Annotated in this window: 12 protein-coding genes and 1 tRNA gene; 7 read left to right on the top strand and 6 right to left on the bottom strand. The window is 72.1% G+C overall.

The genetic code is table 11. The annotated features are described in order from the left end of the window. Positions 1 to 117 precede the first annotated feature (117 nt). The 5 genes from ACZ6H8_RS14440 (at position 118) to ACZ6H8_RS14460 (ending at position 9,465) form a co-directional block, all read left to right on the top strand. Positions 118 to 1,014, top strand: coding sequence for a carbohydrate ABC transporter permease (locus ACZ6H8_RS14440; RefSeq protein WP_464147607.1), 897 nt, complete (start codon positions 118 to 120; stop codon positions 1,012 to 1,014). Next, positions 1,011 to 1,958, top strand: coding sequence for a carbohydrate ABC transporter permease (locus ACZ6H8_RS14445; RefSeq protein ID WP_464147608.1), 948 nt, complete (start codon positions 1,011 to 1,013; stop codon positions 1,956 to 1,958). Before ACZ6H8_RS14440 ends, ACZ6H8_RS14445 begins: the two co-directional genes overlap by 4 nt. A 65-nt stretch (positions 1,959 to 2,023) precedes the next feature. Continuing rightward, positions 2,024 to 3,325, top strand: a complete 1,302-nt coding sequence (locus ACZ6H8_RS14450) for an ABC transporter substrate-binding protein (RefSeq protein WP_464147609.1) — start codon at positions 2,024 to 2,026, stop codon at positions 3,323 to 3,325. An 85-nt stretch (positions 3,326 to 3,410) separates the two neighbouring features. After that, a complete protein-coding gene (locus ACZ6H8_RS14455; RefSeq protein ID WP_464147611.1) occupies positions 3,411 to 5,438 on the top strand; it encodes a beta-galactosidase in 2,028 nt (675 codons plus the stop codon). Between the two features lie 94 nt (positions 5,439 to 5,532). Then, positions 5,533 to 9,465 (top strand): glycoside hydrolase, encoded by a 3,933-nt coding sequence (locus ACZ6H8_RS14460; RefSeq protein WP_464147612.1) that lies wholly within the window; start codon positions 5,533 to 5,535, stop codon positions 9,463 to 9,465. 207 nt (positions 9,466 to 9,672) lie between these two features. Here the strand turns inward: ACZ6H8_RS14460 and galE are convergent, their stop codons facing one another. The 3 genes from galE to galT are packed head-to-tail and all read right to left on the bottom strand — an operon-like array spanning position 9,673 to position 12,909. Continuing rightward, complete coding sequence (gene galE, locus ACZ6H8_RS14465) at positions 9,673 to 10,653, bottom strand: UDP-glucose 4-epimerase GalE (RefSeq protein WP_464147613.1); 981 nt, start codon at positions 10,651 to 10,653, stop codon at positions 9,673 to 9,675. Then, entirely contained in the window at positions 10,650 to 11,798 is a 1,149-nt protein-coding gene (gene galK / locus ACZ6H8_RS14470) for a galactokinase (RefSeq protein WP_464147614.1), read from the bottom strand. Before galK ends, galE begins: the two co-directional genes overlap by 4 nt. Then, complete coding sequence (gene galT, locus ACZ6H8_RS14475; protein ID WP_464147615.1) at positions 11,791 to 12,909, bottom strand: galactose-1-phosphate uridylyltransferase; 1,119 nt, start codon at positions 12,907 to 12,909, stop codon at positions 11,791 to 11,793. Before galT ends, galK begins: the two co-directional genes overlap by 8 nt. Before the next feature lie 113 nt (positions 12,910 to 13,022). Here galT and ACZ6H8_RS14480 point away from each other — a divergent pair, with 113 nt between their 5' ends. Next, the gene (locus tag ACZ6H8_RS14480; RefSeq protein WP_464147616.1) at positions 13,023 to 13,835 is read left to right on the top strand and encodes a DeoR/GlpR family DNA-binding transcription regulator; all 813 of its coding nucleotides are present in this window, start codon (positions 13,023 to 13,025) and stop codon (positions 13,833 to 13,835) included. A gap of 8 nt (positions 13,836 to 13,843) precedes the next feature. On the opposite strand, the gene ACZ6H8_RS14485 is transcribed toward ACZ6H8_RS14480, so the two are convergent. Genes ACZ6H8_RS14485 through ACZ6H8_RS14495 form a run of 3 tightly spaced genes read right to left on the bottom strand, consistent with a single transcriptional unit; the run spans position 13,844 to position 16,229 of the window. After that, on the bottom strand, positions 13,844 to 14,248 hold the full coding sequence (locus ACZ6H8_RS14485; RefSeq protein ID WP_464147617.1) for a DUF3151 domain-containing protein: 405 nt from the start codon (positions 14,246 to 14,248) through the stop codon (positions 13,844 to 13,846). 26 nt (positions 14,249 to 14,274) lie between these two features. Further along, positions 14,275 to 15,741 carry a phospholipase D-like domain-containing protein gene (locus tag ACZ6H8_RS14490; RefSeq protein WP_464147618.1) on the bottom strand — a complete coding sequence of 489 codons (1,467 nt, stop codon included), beginning with the start codon at positions 15,739 to 15,741 and terminating at the stop codon, positions 14,275 to 14,277. Continuing rightward, entirely contained in the window at positions 15,741 to 16,229 is a 489-nt protein-coding gene (locus ACZ6H8_RS14495; RefSeq protein WP_464147619.1) for a YajQ family cyclic di-GMP-binding protein, read from the bottom strand. The genes ACZ6H8_RS14490 and ACZ6H8_RS14495 overlap by 1 nt, the downstream gene beginning before the upstream one ends. A 112-nt stretch (positions 16,230 to 16,341) precedes the next feature. Here ACZ6H8_RS14495 and ACZ6H8_RS14500 point away from each other — a divergent pair. Continuing rightward, positions 16,342 to 16,423, top strand: a tRNA-Tyr gene (locus tag ACZ6H8_RS14500). The last annotated feature ends 67 nt before the right edge of the window (positions 16,424 to 16,490 follow it).

A 16,490-nucleotide genomic window follows, 5' to 3' on the forward strand; every position in this document is an offset into this window, starting at 1 on the left:
TGCGTTTCCGTTCTGTTCTGATAGGTTAGCCCCATCGCCGCGAGCCCGCGGCAGGAGCCTCGCACGACCACCGCGCGAGACGAGCGACACCGCGACGCTGCGGGTCGAGGAGGTTCGATGACGAGCATGACGCGCACTCGACGCGCAGGCGCCCCGCGCCTGGCGGGGCTCGGCTTCCTCGCCCCCTTCGCGATCGTCTTCGCGCTCGTCTTCCTGGCCCCCATCGCCTACGCGCTGTTCCTCAGCCTCTTCGCCGACCGCCTCGTCGGCGGCGTGCAGTTCGTCGGACTCGACAACTTCGCCCGCATCCTCGGCGATGCACGATTCTGGTCGGGCGTCGGCAACGTCATCCTGTTCCTGGTCGTGCAGGTGCCGATCATGCTGTTCCTCTCGTTGCTCGTCGCGCTCGCGATCGACTCCGGCCGGCTGCACGGCTCCGCCTTCGTGCGGCTGTCGGTGTTCCTGCCGTACGCGGTGCCGGCCGTCGTCGCCACCCTCATGTGGGGCTTCATGTACGGCGACCGGTTCGGGCTCGTGCGATCGTTCAACGAGCTCCTCGGCACGTCGATCGCATCGCCCCTCGCGCCCGACACCGTGCTCGCCGCCATCGGCAACATCGTCACGTGGCAGTTCGTCGGCTACAACATGCTCATCTTCTTCGCAGCGCTGCGCACGGTGCCGACCTCGCTCTACGAGGCGGCGGAGATCGACGGCGCGGGCGAGCTGCGCGTCATCACGGCGATCAAGCTGCCCGCGATCCGCGGAGCCCTCGTCATCGCGACGATCTTCTCGATCATCGGCAGCTTCCAGCTGTTCAACGAGCCGAGCATCCTGCGAAACCTCGCACCCAACGCCATCACGAGCTACTTCACGCCCAACATCTGGGCGTACGAGCTGTCCTTCTCCGGCCAGCAGCAGGGGCTCGCCGCCGCGGTCGCCATCCTCATGGGCATCCTGACCGCCGTCATCGCCTACCTCGTGCAGCTGCGCGGGATGCGGAGGGAGCAGCGATGAGCGCACCCGTCATCGTGCCGGGCGTCACCGGTCGCAGGCCGTCGTCGCTGCGCCCCACGTCCGCGCGCGCGCACCGCCGCCGCACGCCCGTCGGCGGGCCGCGCAAGCGTCGCAGCCTGCTGCTGACGATCGCGATGGCCGTCATCGTGATCTACACGCTGCTGCCGCTCGTGTGGCTCGTCATCAACGCCACGAAGACGCAGGCCGACCTCTTCTCGACGTTCGGGCTGTGGTTCGGCGGTGAGTTCGCCCTCTTCGACAACATCGGCCGCGTGCTGGCGTACGGCGACGGCATCTTCGGTCGCTGGCTCGCCAACACGCTGCTGTACGTCGTGCTCGGCGCGGGCGGCGCGACGCTGCTCGCGACGCTCGGCGGCTACGCGATCGCGAAGTTCCGCTTCCGCGGCCGCTCGGCGGCCATCGCGGTCGTGCTCGGCGCCGTCGCGATCCCCGGCACGGCGCTCGCGGTGCCGACGTTCCTCATGTTCGCGCGGATCGGCATCACCGACACCCCGCTCGCGGTCATCCTGCCGTCGCTCATCTCGCCGTTCGGCCTCTACCTCATGTGGGTCTTCGCGAGCGAGTCGATCCCCGACGAGCTCATCGAGGCGGCGCGCGTCGACGGCGCGAGCGAGCTGCGCATCTTCCGCTCCGTGTGCCTGCCGCTGCTGGGCCCCGGCATCGTCACCGTGCTGCTGTTCACGACGGTCGCGACGTGGAACAACTACTTCCTGCCGCTCATCATGCTCAGGAACCCCGACTGGTACCCGCTGACCATCGGCCTGAACGCCTGGAACAACCAGGCCACCACCGCAGGTGGCGACGCGATCTTCGATCTCGTCATCACCGGCTCGCTCCTCGCGATCATCCCGCTCATCGCCCTGTTCCTGCTGCTCCAGCGCTTCTGGCAGTCGGGCCTCGCGGCCGGGAGCGTCAAGGAATGAGCACCCCAGACCCCCGATCGCAGCACCGATCGGCGCCCACCCCGATGAAGAGACGAGGGCATGCCATGAAGCACCACCACAGCACCGCACTGCGAGCGGGAGCCATCGCCGGCGCGAGCCTCATCGCGCTGGCAGGCTGCTCCGCAGGCACCGAGGACCCCGACGCGGCCGCCGAGGCCGGCGGCACGCTCACCGTCTGGGCCTGGGAGCCGACGCTCGAGGCCGTCGTCGAGGCGTACGAGGCCGAGCACGAGGACGTCGACATCGAGCTCGTCAACGCCGGCACCGGCAACGACCAGTACACGGCGCTGCAGAACGCCATCCAGGCAGGCAGCGGCGTCCCCGACATCGCGCAGATCGAGTACTTCGCGGTGCCGCAGTTCGCCATCGCCGAGTCGCTCGCCGACATCTCCGACCTCGGTGCCGCAGACCTCGACGGCACGTTCGCGCCCGGCCCGTGGTCCGCCGTCTCGCAGGGCGACGCGATCGTCGGCATGCCGATGGACTCCGGCCCCATGGCGATGTTCTACAACGCCGAGGTCTTCGAGCGGCTCGGCGTCGCCGTGCCCACGACGTGGGAGGAGTACCTCCAGGCGGCCCGCGACCTGCGCGCGGCCGACCCGTCGGTCTCGATCACGAACGACACCGGCGACGCCGGCCTCGCGACGAGCCTCATGTGGCAGTCCGGCGCCGAGCCCTTCGCCGTCGACGGCACCACGGTGGGCGTCGACCTCGAGGGTGACGCCGCGCAGTACGCCGAGATCTGGCAGCCGATGCTCGACGAGGACCTCTTCGCACCCGTGTCGAGCTGGTCGGACGAGTGGTTCGCAGGCATGAACGACGGCACGATCGCGTCGATCACCACGGGCGCCTGGATGCCCGCCAACCTCGAGTCGGGTGCCCCCGACGCCGCGGGCGACTGGCGCGTCGCACCCATGCCGCAGTGGGAGGCAGGCGGGGCCGCGTCCGCCGAGAACGGCGGCTCGTCGCTCGCGGTCACCGCGGCGAGCGAGCAGGCAGCGCTCGCGTACGACTTCCTCGAGTTCGCGACGACGGGCGACGGCGTGCAGCTGCGCCTCGACGCCGGCGCCTTCCCGGCGACGACGGCCGACCTCGAGTCCGACGAGTTCCTCGACGTCGAGTTCGACTACTTCGGCGGCCAGCAGGCGAACCAGGTGTTCGCCGAGTCGTCGGCGAACGTCGTCGAGGGCTGGAGCTACCTGCCCTACCAGGTCTACGCGAACTCGATCTTCAACGACACCGTCGGACAGGCGTACGTCGGCGACACGACGATCGTCGAGGGCCTCGCCGCATGGCAGGAGCAGATCGACACGTACGGCACCGAGCAGGGCTTCACGATCGAGTGACCCGTCGGCTCGTGGATGGGCGGCTGCGGAGCCGCCCATCCACGAGCCCTCCTTCGACCCGCAGCGACTCGACGAAGAGGACCCCATGACCCGCGTGCAGCGCTGGGTGCACTGGCCGGACGGCCGCACCCGCATCGGCTACGGCGCCGACTACAACCCCGAGCAGTGGGACCGCGAGGTCTGGCGCGACGACGTCGCGCTCATGCGCGAGGCAGGCGTCTCGATCGTCACGGTCGGCGTCTTCTCCTGGGCGATGCTGCAGCCGGAGCCCGAGCGGTTCGACTGGGGCTGGCTCGACGAGGTCATGGACCTGCTCCACGAGCACGGCATCGCCGTCGACCTCGCGACGGCGACGGCGTCGCCGCCGCCGTGGCTCACGCGGATGCACCCCGAGGTGCTGCCGGTCGACGAGCGCGGCACCGTGCTCTCGCCCGGTGCCCGCCAGCACTGGCGCCCCACCTCCCGCGTCTTCCGCGAGCACGCGCTCGCGCTCGTCGAGCGCATGGCCGAGCGCTACGGCTCGCATCCCGCGCTCGCCGCATGGCACATCAGCAACGAGCTCGGCTGCCACAACGTGCACGACTACTCCGACGAGGCTGCGGACGAGTTCCGCGTCTGGCTCGCGAGGCGCTACGGCGACGTCGCGACCCTCAACGACGCATGGTCGACCACGTTCTGGTCGCAGCGCTACGCCGACTTCGCCGAGGTGCTGCCGCCGCGCGCGACGACGTCGTTCGCGAACCCCACGCAGCAGCTCGACTTCGCACGCTTCTCCTCCGACGCGCTCAAGGACTACCTCGTTGCCGAGCGCGAGGTGCTGCGCCGCGCGACGCCCGACGTGCCCATCACGACGAACTTCATGATCATGGGCGAGACGAAGGCGATGGACTACGCCGACTGGGCTGGCGAGCTCGACTTCATCTCGAACGACCACTACCGGCACCCCGGCCCGCAGGATCTCGACGAGCTGAGCTTCTCGGCGAACCTCACGAGCGGCGTCGCCGGCGGCGAGCCGTGGTATCTCATGGAGCACTCGCCCAGCGCCGTCAACTGGCAGCACGTCAACGTGGCGAAGCACGAGGGCGAGCTCGCGCGCGACGCCCTCACGCACCTCGCGCACGGTGCCGACGCCATCGCCTACTTCCAGTGGCGGCAGTCGCGCGGCGGCGCCGAGCGCCACCACTCCGCGATGGTGCCGCACGCCGGACGCGACTCGCGCATCTTCCGCGAGGTCGTCGGGCTCGGCGGGGTGCTCGATCGGCTCGCCGACGTCGCGGGCGCGCCCAGGCACGCCGCCGACGTCGCGATCCTCTTCGACTGGCAGTCGTGGTGGGCGGTCGACCTCGACTCCCAGCCGTCGTCGCTGCTGCGCTACAAGCAGGAGGCGCTCGACTGGTACACGGCGCTGCTCGACGCGGGCGTGCGCGCCGACGTCGTGCCCGCCTCCGCGCCGCTGCCCGGTCGCGGGCTCGTGATCGTCCCCATGCTCCACATCGTCACCGACGAGCTGCGCGACCGTCTCGACGCCCACGTCGCCGCGGGCGGCTCGGTGCTCGTCACCGCGTACGCAGGCATCGCCGACGAGCGCCTGCACACCGAGCTCGGCGGCTACCCGGGGCGGCTGCGGCACCTGCTGGGCGTGCGCGTCGACGAGCTGCTGCCGGTGCTGCCCGGCGAGCACGTGCACGTCGACGGAGCCGACGCGACGCTCTGGAGCGAGCGCGTGGAGGTCGCGCACGACGCCGAGGTGCTCGCGCGCTTCGACGACGGGCCCGCCGCCGGCGGACCCGCGGCGACGCTGCGCCCAGGCGCCGACGGTGCAGGCGCCGCCGCCTACGTCGCGACGATCCCCGGCGCCGAGCTGCGCGCGAGCCTGCTCGCACGCGTGCTCGAGGCCGCAGGCGTCGCGAGCACGCTGCCCGAGCACCTGCGCGGCCGCGTCGAGCTCGTCGAGCGCGGAGAGCGCGGCGCGTGGCGGTTCCTCGTGAACCGCGGCGCCGAGCCCATCGCGATCGACGACGACGCGCTCGGCAGCGTGCACGTCGCCTCCGACGGCTCCACCGACGCCGTCGTGCCCCCGCGCGGCGTGCTCGTGCTGCGCGCCCACGACTGACCCGCCTCCCGACGACCACCGCCAGACGAACCCGCAGGATCCGACTCGGCACCGCCGAGCCGATCGACCATGCCCCGACGAAGGAGTCGAGACGATGCACGCACCCAGACGACGTGGCCTCGCGGTCGCGCTCGCGGTCGCGACCGCCGTGTCAGGAGGGGTGCTCGTCACCGCTCCGGCACCGCCGGCGAGCGCAGCGACCGAGGTCACGATCACCCCCAACCCCGGCTACCGGCTGAGCGACTTCCAAGGATGGGGCACCTCGCTCGTCTGGTTCGCGAACGCCACGGGCGACTACCCGCCCGAGCTGCGCCAGGAGCTCTTCGACCGCCTGTTCGGCGAGGAGGGCCTCGACCTCAACGTCGCCAGGTACAACATCGGCGGCGGCAACGCGAGCGACGTCCCCGACTACCTGCGTCCCGGCGCCGCCGTCGAGGGCTGGTGGGCAGAGAACCTCGATCCCGAGGCGGGTGCGACGTCGACGTACGACGACCGCGCCGACTTCCTCGCCGAGTGGGATGCGACCGACCCCGACTCGTACGACATGGACGCCGACGCCACGCAGCGCTGGTGGGTCGACGCGATCGCCGAGGAGCAGGGCGACGAGATGGTGTGGGAGGCCTTCAGCAACTCGCCGCCGTACTTCATGACCAACAGCGGCTTCTCGACCGGCAGCCTCACGTCGACGGACGAGTCGGTCATCCCCGACCCCGCCGTCGCCGAGGCCTTCGCCACCTACCTCGCGACGGTCGTGGCCGAGATGGAGTCGTCGCACGGCATCGACTTCCAGACGCTCGCGCCGTTCAACGAGCCCTGCAACGGCTACTGGGGCACGAGCCTGCCGCCCGGCCAGCAGTTCCCGGCGCTCGGCGGTCGCACCCAGGAGGGTGCGCAGATCTGCCCCGGCCCCGGGCCCGGGCAGCAGCAGGCGATCCTCGCCGAGGTCGAGCAGGCGCTCGCCGCCGAGGGCCTCGACACCGCGATCTCGTCGAACGACGAGACGAACCCCGGCCGCTTCAACACGGCGTGGGGCTCGTACTCCGCTGAGGCGCGCGACGACGTCGACCAGATCAACGTGCACACGTACGGCACGAACGGCCGCGAGCTCACGCGCGACATCGCACGTGCGGAGGGCCTGCCGCTGTGGATGAGCGAGGTCGGTGGCAACTGGGTGAGCGGCTCCGGCTTCGACCCGCTCACGATCGAGGGCGGCATCGGCATCGCGCAGCACATCACGAACGACCTGCGCATCCTGCAGCCCGACGCGTACGTGCTGTGGCAGGAGGTGGAGGACCTCTACAACATGGAGCAGGTCGAGCGGCTCAACTGGGGCTCGGTCTTCATCGACTTCGACTGCGCCGAGCCGGGCACCGAGGGCTACTCGGTGCGCAGGCTCGACGACGCCGGCTGGTCGCAGGGCGACGCGTTCCCCGAGTCGGCACGGTGCCAGGTGGTGACGAACGCGAAGTTCGACACCCTGCGCAACTTCACGCACTACATCCAGCCCGGCTCGACGATCATCGCGACCGACGACGCGCAGACGACCTCGGCGATCACGCCGGAGGGCGACGGCGCGGCGATCGTGCACGTCAACGCAGGTGACGCTCGCGTCGTGACGCTCGACCTGTCGCGCTTCGCGAACCTCGCGCCCGGTGCGACCGTGACGCCGGTCGTGACGACCGAGGCCGACTCGATCGACGCACCGTCGTCGAACGCGCTCGTGGAGGGCGCGCCCGTCGCGATCGATCCGACGACGATGACGGCGACCCTCGAGGTGCCCGCCGAGTCGGTGACGACGTTCGTCGTCGAGGGCGTCTCCGGCGTCGCCGACGACGCGCTCGCGTTCGACGACGGCGACGCCGTCTCGCTCGCCGGCGTGCAGAGCGGCCTGCCGCTGTCGGCGCAGGCGCCGGCGACGAGCGGCAACGCGCTGTCGCTGCAGGGGCTGCCGACGACGCAGGACGCGGCGCAGGCGCAGGCGTTCACGTTCCACGCCGCACCGGCTGCGGAGGGCAGGCCCAACGACCTCCGCTTCGCGATCGAGTCGGGCGACGGGCGCTTCCTCGCCGCAGCCGACTCCGGCACGCAGCTCGTCGAGGCGTCGGAGGCCGATGCCATCGCGCAGCCGTCGACGACGTGGGTGGCGACGACGCGCGACGGCGAGACGTTCTCGTTCCTCAACGTCGCGACCGGTCGCGTGCTCGACGTGAACGGCCAGGGCACGACGCCCGGCACCGCCGTGGGCGTCTGGACGACCTCCGATGCCACGAACCAGCGGTGGACGCCGCGCACGCTGACGGCGCTCGGCGCGGCCGACGTCGTCGTGCAGACGCCCGTCGGCGTCGCGCCGACGCTGCCGACGACCGTCGAGCCCATCTACGCCTGGGGCGCGGGCGCACCTGTGGCCGCGACGTGGAGCACCGACGGCCTCGACTGGTCGCAGGCGGGCACGGTCGCCGTGGCAGGCAGCGCCGTCGACCTCTACGGGCAGCCGCTCGCCGTCGAGGCGACGGTCGAGGTCGGCGCGTTCACGCGCACCGATCCCGTGTCGATCACGGTCGTCGAGGGCACGACGGCGGCGGCGCTCGCCGACGCGGTCCCTGCGACGGTGCCCGCGCGCGTGGGTGCGTCGGCATCGACGTTCGACGTGCCGGTCTCGTGGGAGCTCTCCGGGCTCGACGACGCCGCGCTCGCGCAGCCGGGCTCGGTGCCCGTGGCAGGCACGGCCGACGCGGCGGGCACGCAGCTCGCAGCGACCCTCACGGTGCTCGTCACCGAGGGGGCGCCCGCCAACCTCCTGACGCTCGACGGCGTCGTCGCCTCCGCGACGTACACCGAGCCGGGCTACTCGGCGGATGCGACGCGCAACGGCGACGCGGCCGACAAGGGCTGGTCGAACTGGCTGAGCGGCACGAAGCGGCCAGCCGACACGCTCTCGTACGAGCTGGTCGAGCCTGCGACGCTCGTCGACGGCCGCGTGCTGTTCTTCCGCGACGGGTCGTCGTGGGCGAGCAGCGTGCAGTTCGAGGCCCGCGTCGACGGCGCGTGGACGCCCGTGGGCGCCCCGGTGCCCGTGACGGTGCCGGGCTCCGGCGCCCCGTACGCCGAGGCCGACCTGTCGGGCGTGCGTGCGGATGCGGTGCGGGTCGTCATGACGGCGCAGCCGAGCTCGCACATGGTGGTGTCGGAGGTCGAGGTGCGCGGGCTGCTCGTGGCTCCCGCCTCGACGGCGTCGCTCGTGGAGCTGCGCATCGACGGCGAGCCGATCGAGGGGTTCGATCCCAGCACGTTCGCGTACGACGTCGCCTCGGAGGGCTCGGCGTATCCGCGGGTCGACGCGTTCGCGCTCGACGCGGCCGCGACGGTCACCGTGACGCAGGCGAGCGATGCGCTCGCAGGCACCGCTGAGGTGGTCGTGACGTCGGCGGACGGCACGCAGACGCAGACGACGACGGTCGTCTTCGACCGCCGTGCGGTCGTGACGGGCGTCGAGCTCGTGGGCGAGGTCGTCGCAGGCGGCAGCGTCGCGGTGGCGGCGTCGACGGATCCCGCGGGCGCCGACCTGTCGGTGCGATGGCTGCTCGACGGACAGCCGCTCGAGTCGGGCGATGCGACGACCGCAGCGGTCTCGGGCCCGGTGACGGTGCCTGCCGACGCGGTGGGAGCTCGCCTGACGGCCGAGGTGGTCGCGGTCGCCGACGGGTTCGACGCGAGCGAGGTGCGGGTGCTCGACGCCGGCGTCGTCGCTGCCGCACCCGTCGTGCCGGAGCCGGAGCCGGAGCAGCCCGGTCCTGGTCAGCCGGGTCAGCCGGGTCAGCCTGGTCAGCCGGGTCAGCCGGGTCAGCCGGGTCAGCCGGGCCAGCCTGGCCAGCCGACGCAGCCCGGCCAGCCGGGAGCCGGCGCCGGCTCGCTGCCGGCGACGGGCGCAGACGCCTCGGTGCTGGTGCCGCTGCTGGCGCTCGCGGGGCTCCTCGCCGCCGCCGGCATCGGCATGGCGGTCAGGACGCGGGTGCGTGCGCGCGACTGAGCGATGCGCACGTGGCGGCGGGGTCGGTCCTTCGGGTCCGGCCCCGCCGTCGTGCGTGCACCCCGTATCCCTCCGCGACGAGGCGCGACCGACTGGTCGCCAGTGGTCGCGACGAGCGACCGATCACCGCCACGCGCGACCACCGCCACGCGACGAGCGACCAGTCGGCGGGACGAGCGAGCGCGCGTGCGCCGGGTGGGGCCTGGGTCAGGCCGTGCCGACCTGGGCGGCCGACCACGCCGAGGCCACCATGGCGTCGATCGTGTGGCGCATCCGCCAGTCGAGGTCGCGGGCAGCGAGGGTGCCGTCGGCGACGATCGAGGCCGGGTCGCCCGCGCGACGCGGCGCGACGACCGGCTCGAAGTCGATGCCGGTCGCGGCAGCGATCGCGCGCATGAGGTCGCGGTTCGACGCGCCCTCGCCCGAGCCGAGGTTGTAGACCTGCTCGAGCGGCTCGTCGCGCTCGAGTCGGGCGGCGGCGGCGACGTGCGCGAGGGCGACGTCGGCGACGTGGACGTAGTCGCGCACGTTCGTGCCGTCCGGCGTGGGGTAGTCGTCGCCGTTGATCTGCGGCGTGCCGCCGTCCGCGAGCGTCTGCAGCACCTTCGGGATGAGGTTGTGCGGGCTCGTGTCGCGGATGCGATCGCTGCCGGAGCCGATGACGTTGAAGTAGCGCAGCGCGACGCCCGTGAACGGGCGTCCCTCCGCTGCGGCCGCTACCGTCTCGTCGCGCAGCAGCCACTCGCCGACGAGCTTCGACTCGCCGTAGGGCGACTGCGGCGCGGTCGGCGTCGACTCGGTGACGCGATCGACGTCGGGGGTGCCGTACACGCCGGCGCTCGACGAGAAGACGATGCGAGCCACGGCGTGCTCGCGCATCGCCTCGAGCAGCTCGACGGTGCCGGAGACGTTCTGCCGGTAGGTGTGGAGGGGGCGGCGCACGGACTCGCCCGCGTACTTGTAGCCCGCGAGGTGCACGACCCCCGCGACGTCGCCGGCGAGCGCTCGGTCGAGGGCTGCGCGGTCGAGGAGCGAGCCGTGCACGAGGGTCGCCGCGTCGGGCACGAACGCGGCGTGCCCGCTCGAGAGGTCGTCGAGCACGACGACGTCGCGTCCCGACGCCAGCAGCGCCTCGGCGACGTGCGCGCCGATGTAGCCTGCACCGCCGGTGACGAGCCACGCGCTCATGCGTCCCCCTCGCGTCGTGCGCCGCCGGATGCGCGCACGGTGAAGTGCCGAGGCCGTGGATGGCCGGCGGCGGCGACGCGCTCGGCGACCTCGTCGCCGATGGCCGAGGCGCGGTCGGCATCGACGAGCGCGATGCACGACCCGCCGAATCCGCCTCCCGTGATGCGGGCGCCGAGGGCGCCTGCCAGCACGGCCGCGTCGGCAGCCGCGTCGACGGCGGGCGCCGACGCCTCGAAGTCGTCGCGCATCGACGCGTGCGATGCGGTGAGGATGGGGCCGAGGTCGCGCGGGCGCCCGTCGCGGACGACGTCCGCTGCGGCACGGCACCTGGCGGTGTCGGAGACGATGTGGCGTGCACGGCGCGCGAGCGCGTCCGGCAGCGGCGCGAGCGCGGTCTCGAGGCCCTCGAGCGGCACCTCGCCGAGCTCGGCGACGCCGAGCAGCGCGGCTGCCTCCTCGCATTCGCGCCTGCGGGTGCCGTAGCCGCCGGTGGTGTGATCGTGGCGCACCATCGAGTCGATGACGAGCACGGCGAGGCCCGCGCCGTCGAATCCGAGCGGCACCTGCTCGATCGCGTCGGCGCCGAAGTCGATGAGCAGCGCCGCGTCGGCGGAGGACAGCAGCGCTGCCGACTGGTCGAGGGTGCCGGTGGGAGCGCCGGCGACGACGTTCTCGGCTCGCTGGCAGATCGTCACCATCGCCTCCCGCGTCGTCGGCAGGCCCCAGAGGTCCACGGCGGCGACGCACACGGCTGCCTCGAGCGCAGCCGACGACGAGACGCCGGCACCGACGGGCACGTCCGAGTCGATCCACAGGTCGAGCCCCGTCGCGCCGTCGGTCGCCTGCTCGGCGTCGAGCAGCGCCCACAGCACGCCGAGCGGGTACGCGCTCCAGCCGGAGGCGCCTGCGAGGTCGCGGATGCGGCACTCGACGACGCCGTCCGCCCCCGTCGAGCCGACGCGCACGACGTCGTCGTCGCGCAGCGCGGCTGCGACGGTCGTGCGGCGGTCGATCGCGATCGGCAGGCTCGCGCCGCCGTTGTAGTCGGTGTGCTCGCCGACGAGGTTCACGCGTCCCGGCGCCGACCACGTGCCCGTCGGGGTCGCGCCGTACGCGCGAGCGAAGGCCGCCTCGACGTCAGGCACGACGAGCCTGCGTGGTGAGCTCGCGCGCGTCGACGATCGCGAGCGCCTCGCGGAGACGGCCTGCGACCTCCTCGGGCGTGGTGTCGCCGACCCATGCGCCCATGGCGGCCTCGGAGCCCGCGAGGTACTTGAGCCGGTCGGCCGAGCGCCTGGGCGACGTGATCTGCCAGGTGAGGCGCACGAGGTCGCGGTCGGCGCGCACGGGTGCCTGATGCCAGGCGGCGATGTAGGGCGTCGGGGTGGCGTAGAGGGCGTCGACCGCGCCGAGGAGTCGCAGCGACAGCATGGCGAGGTCGTCGCGCTCGCCGTCGTCGAGCGCTGCGAGGTCGGGCACGTGCCTGCGCGGCTGCACGTGCAGCTCGAGCGGCCAGCGCGCCGCGAACGGCACGTACGCGATCCAGTGCTCGGTGGCGGCGACGAGCCGCGCGCCGTCGCGCTCGGCGTCGAGCACCTCGCCCTGCAGGTCGCCTCCGTGCTCGCGGATGGCCCGCACGAGCTGCTGCGTGCGCGGCGTCACGTACGGGTAGGCGTAGATCTGACCGTGGGGGTGGTGCAGCGTGACGCCGATCTCGACGCCGCGGTTCTCGAACACGAACACCTGCTCGATGCCGGGGAGCGCGCTGAGCGCTGCCGTGCGGTGCGCCCACGCGTCGACGATCGTGCGTGCGCGCGCGACGGTCTGCGTCGCGAAGGATCCCGTCTGCTCGGGGCTGAAGCACACGACCTCGCAGCGGCCGATGGCGGGCTGCACCCGCTCGAGGCCGTGCGCGGCGTCGCCCGCGACCCGGTCGGCGTCGAGCGCGGGGCCGAACGCGGGGGAGCGGTTCTCGAAGACGGCGACCTGGTAGGCGTCGGGGATCTCGCTCGGGTTCGTGGGGCTCTGCGGCGCGAGGGGGTCGAGGTCGGCTGGCGGCAGGTGCACGCGCCCCTGGCGCGCTGCGGCGAACGTGATCCACTCGCCGGTGAGCGGGTCCTGTCGCAGCATCGGCGTCGCGGGTCGGGGGTCGAGGATGCGACGGTCTGCGCTGGGGGTGCGCTCGGGGCTCTCGTCCTCGTCGAAGTAGAGCAGCTCGCGACCATCGGCCAGGGCGGTGGCGGTCACTCGGGTCATCAGGTCTCCTCGATCCACCGCGCGCTGGATGCGCGCCGGTGCACGGGACCGATACTATTGCATTCTGTTCGCTTTCGTGTGCTTTTGTGGGCGAATCTGTTCGAAGGAGTCGCATGGTGCACGTCCCACTCGCCGCGGACCGGCGCGAGCAGATCCTCGACCTCCTGCGCAGGCAGCGCGCCGTGCGGGTGTCCGAGCTCGCGGAGTCGTTCGGCGTCTCTCCCATGACGGTGCGCCGCGACATCGAGGCGCTCGAGGCCGACGGCGTCGTCGAACGCGTGCACGGCGGCGCACGCCTGCCCGTGCCGCACGAGCACGCCGAGCCCGAGCCGAGGCAGAAGGCGCTCCTGCAGCCGGGCGAGAAGCACGCCATCGCGCGCGCGGCCGCCGAGCTCGTCGTGCCGGGCACGGCGGTGGGCATCGGCTCGGGCACCACGACGCTCGAGCTCGCCCGCGTGCTCGCCGACCGGGAGGATCTCGACGGACTCACGGTCGTCACGAACGCGCCGGCCGTCGCCGACGTGCTCGACGGCGTCGACGGCGTCGGCGTCGTGCTCATCGGCGGCGTGCGCACCATCTCCGGCGCGCTCGTGGGGCCCATCGCCACGAGCGGCATCCGTCAGCTCAACCTGCACACGCTCGTCATCGGCTGCCACGGCATCGACCCCGAGCGAGGCGCGACGGCACCCAACCTGCTCGAGGCGGAGGCGAATCGCGCGTTCATGGCGCAGGCGGCGACGACCGTCGTGCTCGCCGATGCCACGAAGTGGGGCGTGACGGGGCTCGCGACCTTCGCGACGTTCGACGACATCGACGTGCTCGTCACCGACGAGGCCCTCGCCGACGGTCACGCGCACGCATTGGCCGAGCAGGTCGAGCGGGTGCTGCTCGTCGACCCGGGCACCGGCGGCGTGCGACGCGCGTAGCCCGCGCCTCAGCCCAGCAGCTGCGCGTGCCCCTCGGGGCTCGAGTCGCGCAGGAAGGTCGCGCAACGCTCCGCCTCGGCCTCGTCGCCGAGCAGCGCAGACGCGCGGCCGAGCATCGCGAGCGACCGCAGGAAGCCGCGGTTCGGCTCGTGCGACCACGGCACGGGGCCGTGCCCCTTCCAGCCGCCTCGGCGCAGCGCGTCGAGCGAGCGGTGGTAGCCGGTGCGCGCGAACGCGTAGCCCTCGAGCGTGCTGCCCTCGGCGAGCGCCACCTCCGCGAGCAGGCTCCATGCGAGCACCGAGTCGGGATGCGCGGCGGCGACGTCGCGCACGTCGTCGCCGGCGGCGAGCGCCTCCGCGCCGGGGTCGGCGGGCAGGAGGGTCTCGGGCGGGCCGTCGAGGAGGTTCTGCATGCCTCGACCCTACGAGGCGCGCGCGCTCACTGCAGCGCCGACGTGAGTCGTGCGACGTTGTCGAACATCTGGCCGACGCGCGGGCGCTCGAGCCATGCCTCGAGCGTCAGCTCGCTGGACTCCCGCCGGTAGCGCTCGGCGATCTCCTGCATCCGCGACGCCATCTCGGGGCCCTCGAGCAGCATCGAGATCTCGAAGTTCAGGCCGAACGAGCGCATGTCGATGTTCGACGAGCCGAAGATCGTGTGCTCGCCGTCGAACACCATGAACTTCGAGTGCAGCACGACCGGCTCGCGGTAGAGCCAGATGCGCACGCCCGTGCGCAGCAGCGTCTCGTAGTACGAGCGCTGCGCGTGGAAGGTCCAGAACTGGTCGCCGATCGCGCTCGCGAACAGGTCGACGCGCACGCCCCGCATCGCGGCCGAGGTGATCGCGTACGACATCGCGTCGTCTGGGACGAAGTAGGGGCTCACGATCGTGATGCGGTCGACGGCGGCGTGGATGCACTCGAGGAACAGGCGCAGGTTGTTCTCGCCCTCGAACCCGGGCCCGCTGGGCACGACCGAGGCCTCGACGTCGCCTGGCCGCGCCGGGTCGCCCTGCCCCTGGTCGACGAGCTCGTTCGTCTCCGCCCACCAGTCGCTGAGGAACAGCACGTCGATCTCGCGCACCACGGGGCCGCGCACCTCGAGCCACGTGTCCTTCCACTCGAGCCCGCGCTTGACGTTCTTCGCCCACAGGTACGACGGGTCGACGAGGTTGAGCGAGCCCGTGAAGCCGATGTCGCCGTCGATGACGACGAGCTTGCGGTGGTTGCGCAGGTCGGGGCGCTGCCATTGCCCGCGCAGCGGCCGCAGCGGCAGCATGTCCTGCCACTGCGCACCCATCGCCTCGAGCCGATCCACCGTCTCCGAGCGCCTCGGGTAGCGCACGCTCGTGACGTGGTCGACGAGCACCTTCACCTCGACGCCGCGGCCGCGTGCGCGTTCGAGCGCCGCGAAGAACGGCTCGGTGGCCTCGCTCGCGACGATCAGGTAGAACTCCACGTGCACGTACTGGCGTGCCTCGTCGATCGCACGCGCCATCGCCTCGACCTGCTCGGCGAAGTCGTCGTACACGACGCACGCGTTGCCGCCCAGGTGCGGCAGCGACGTCTGCGCGCGCAGCAGCTGCAGCACGCCTGGCAGCCACGCTGCGCTGCGCTGCGGATCCTCCTCGTCGGGGATGTCGCGCGTCACCTCGCCGATGACGCCCTGCAGGGCGCGCATCTTGCGCCGTCTGCCGCGCGGCAGACGGTTGTGGCCGAGGGTGGCGAAGATGATCCACCCGAGGATGGGCTGCACCATGATGAGCAGCAGCCACGCCATCGCCGCGGGCGGTCGTCGGTTGTACGGCACGACGACGACCGCTGCGATGCGCAGCAGGATGTCGAGGGCGACGAACGCGACGGCGATGCCCTGCCCGAGCGCCGTGTCGGGCAGGAGGTCGAGCATCAGCGGAAGTTCACGAACTGCAGCGCGATGTCGACGTCCGCGGACTTCAGGAGGCGGATCGTGCTCTGCAGGTCGTCGCGGTTCTTCGACGAGACGCGCAGCTCGTCGCCCTGGATCTGGCTCTTCACCGTCTTCGGCGCCTGCTCGCGGATGATCTTCTGCACCTTCTTCGCCTCGTCGGTGCCGATGCCGTTCTTCAGGCCCACCTCGATGCGGTGCTCCTTGCCGGAGGGGTAGGCGTCGCCGACGTCGAGCTGCTTGAGCTCGATGCCGCGCTTGACGAACTTCGACTGCACGACGTCGAGCACCGCCTCGACTCGCTCCTTGGAGGACGCCTTCAGCAGGATGCGCTCACCCTGCCAGGAGACGTCGGCGCCGACGCCCTTGAAGTCGTAGCGCTGCTCGACCTCCTTGCGCGCCTGGTTGACCGCGTTCTCGGCCTCCATGGGGTCGACCTTGCTGACGACGTCGAACGAGGAATCTGCCATGCATCCGAGTATGGCGGATGCCTCCGGCGCGACTGCTGCAGGCGTGCATGCGGCCGCGTGGTCGTCGCCGGTCGCGCGGCTTGCTATCCTTGCTTCTGCCCTCAGCGGCATCGGCGAGTTACCCAAGCGGCCAAAGGGATCTGACTGTAAATCAGACTGCTCAGCATTCGGGGGTTCGAATCCCTCACTCGCCACGTGCAAGGCCCACCCTCGAGGTGGGCCTTCGTCGTCGCAGGGGCCGCGGTCTTGCCGGGCTCGTTA

Source organism: Agrococcus sp. AC640b (assembly GCF_979255995.1).

What these genes read in the sequence shown, in the direction of transcription:
- ACZ6H8_RS14440 (WP_464147607.1), top strand. Translation starts at nt 118, where the DNA reads ATGACGAGCATGACGCGCACTCGACGCGCAGGCGCCCCGCGCCTGGCG.
- ACZ6H8_RS14445 (WP_464147608.1), top strand. Translation starts at nt 1,011, where the DNA reads ATGAGCGCACCCGTCATCGTGCCGGGCGTCACCGGTCGCAGGCCGTCG.
- ACZ6H8_RS14450 (WP_464147609.1), top strand. Translation starts at nt 2,024, where the DNA reads ATGAAGCACCACCACAGCACCGCACTGCGAGCGGGAGCCATCGCCGGC.
- ACZ6H8_RS14455 (WP_464147611.1), top strand. Translation starts at nt 3,411, where the DNA reads ATGACCCGCGTGCAGCGCTGGGTGCACTGGCCGGACGGCCGCACCCGC.
- ACZ6H8_RS14460 (WP_464147612.1), top strand. Translation starts at nt 5,533, where the DNA reads ATGCACGCACCCAGACGACGTGGCCTCGCGGTCGCGCTCGCGGTCGCG.
- galE (WP_464147613.1), bottom strand. Translation starts at nt 10,653, where the DNA reads ATGAGCGCGTGGCTCGTCACCGGCGGTGCAGGCTACATCGGCGCGCAC.
- galT (WP_464147615.1), bottom strand. Translation starts at nt 12,909, where the DNA reads ATGACCCGAGTGACCGCCACCGCCCTGGCCGATGGTCGCGAGCTGCTC.
- ACZ6H8_RS14480 (WP_464147616.1), top strand. Translation starts at nt 13,023, where the DNA reads ATGGTGCACGTCCCACTCGCCGCGGACCGGCGCGAGCAGATCCTCGAC.
- ACZ6H8_RS14485 (WP_464147617.1), bottom strand. Translation starts at nt 14,248, where the DNA reads ATGCAGAACCTCCTCGACGGCCCGCCCGAGACCCTCCTGCCCGCCGAC.
- ACZ6H8_RS14490 (WP_464147618.1), bottom strand. Translation starts at nt 15,741, where the DNA reads ATGCTCGACCTCCTGCCCGACACGGCGCTCGGGCAGGGCATCGCCGTC.
- ACZ6H8_RS14495 (WP_464147619.1), bottom strand. Translation starts at nt 16,229, where the DNA reads ATGGCAGATTCCTCGTTCGACGTCGTCAGCAAGGTCGACCCCATGGAG.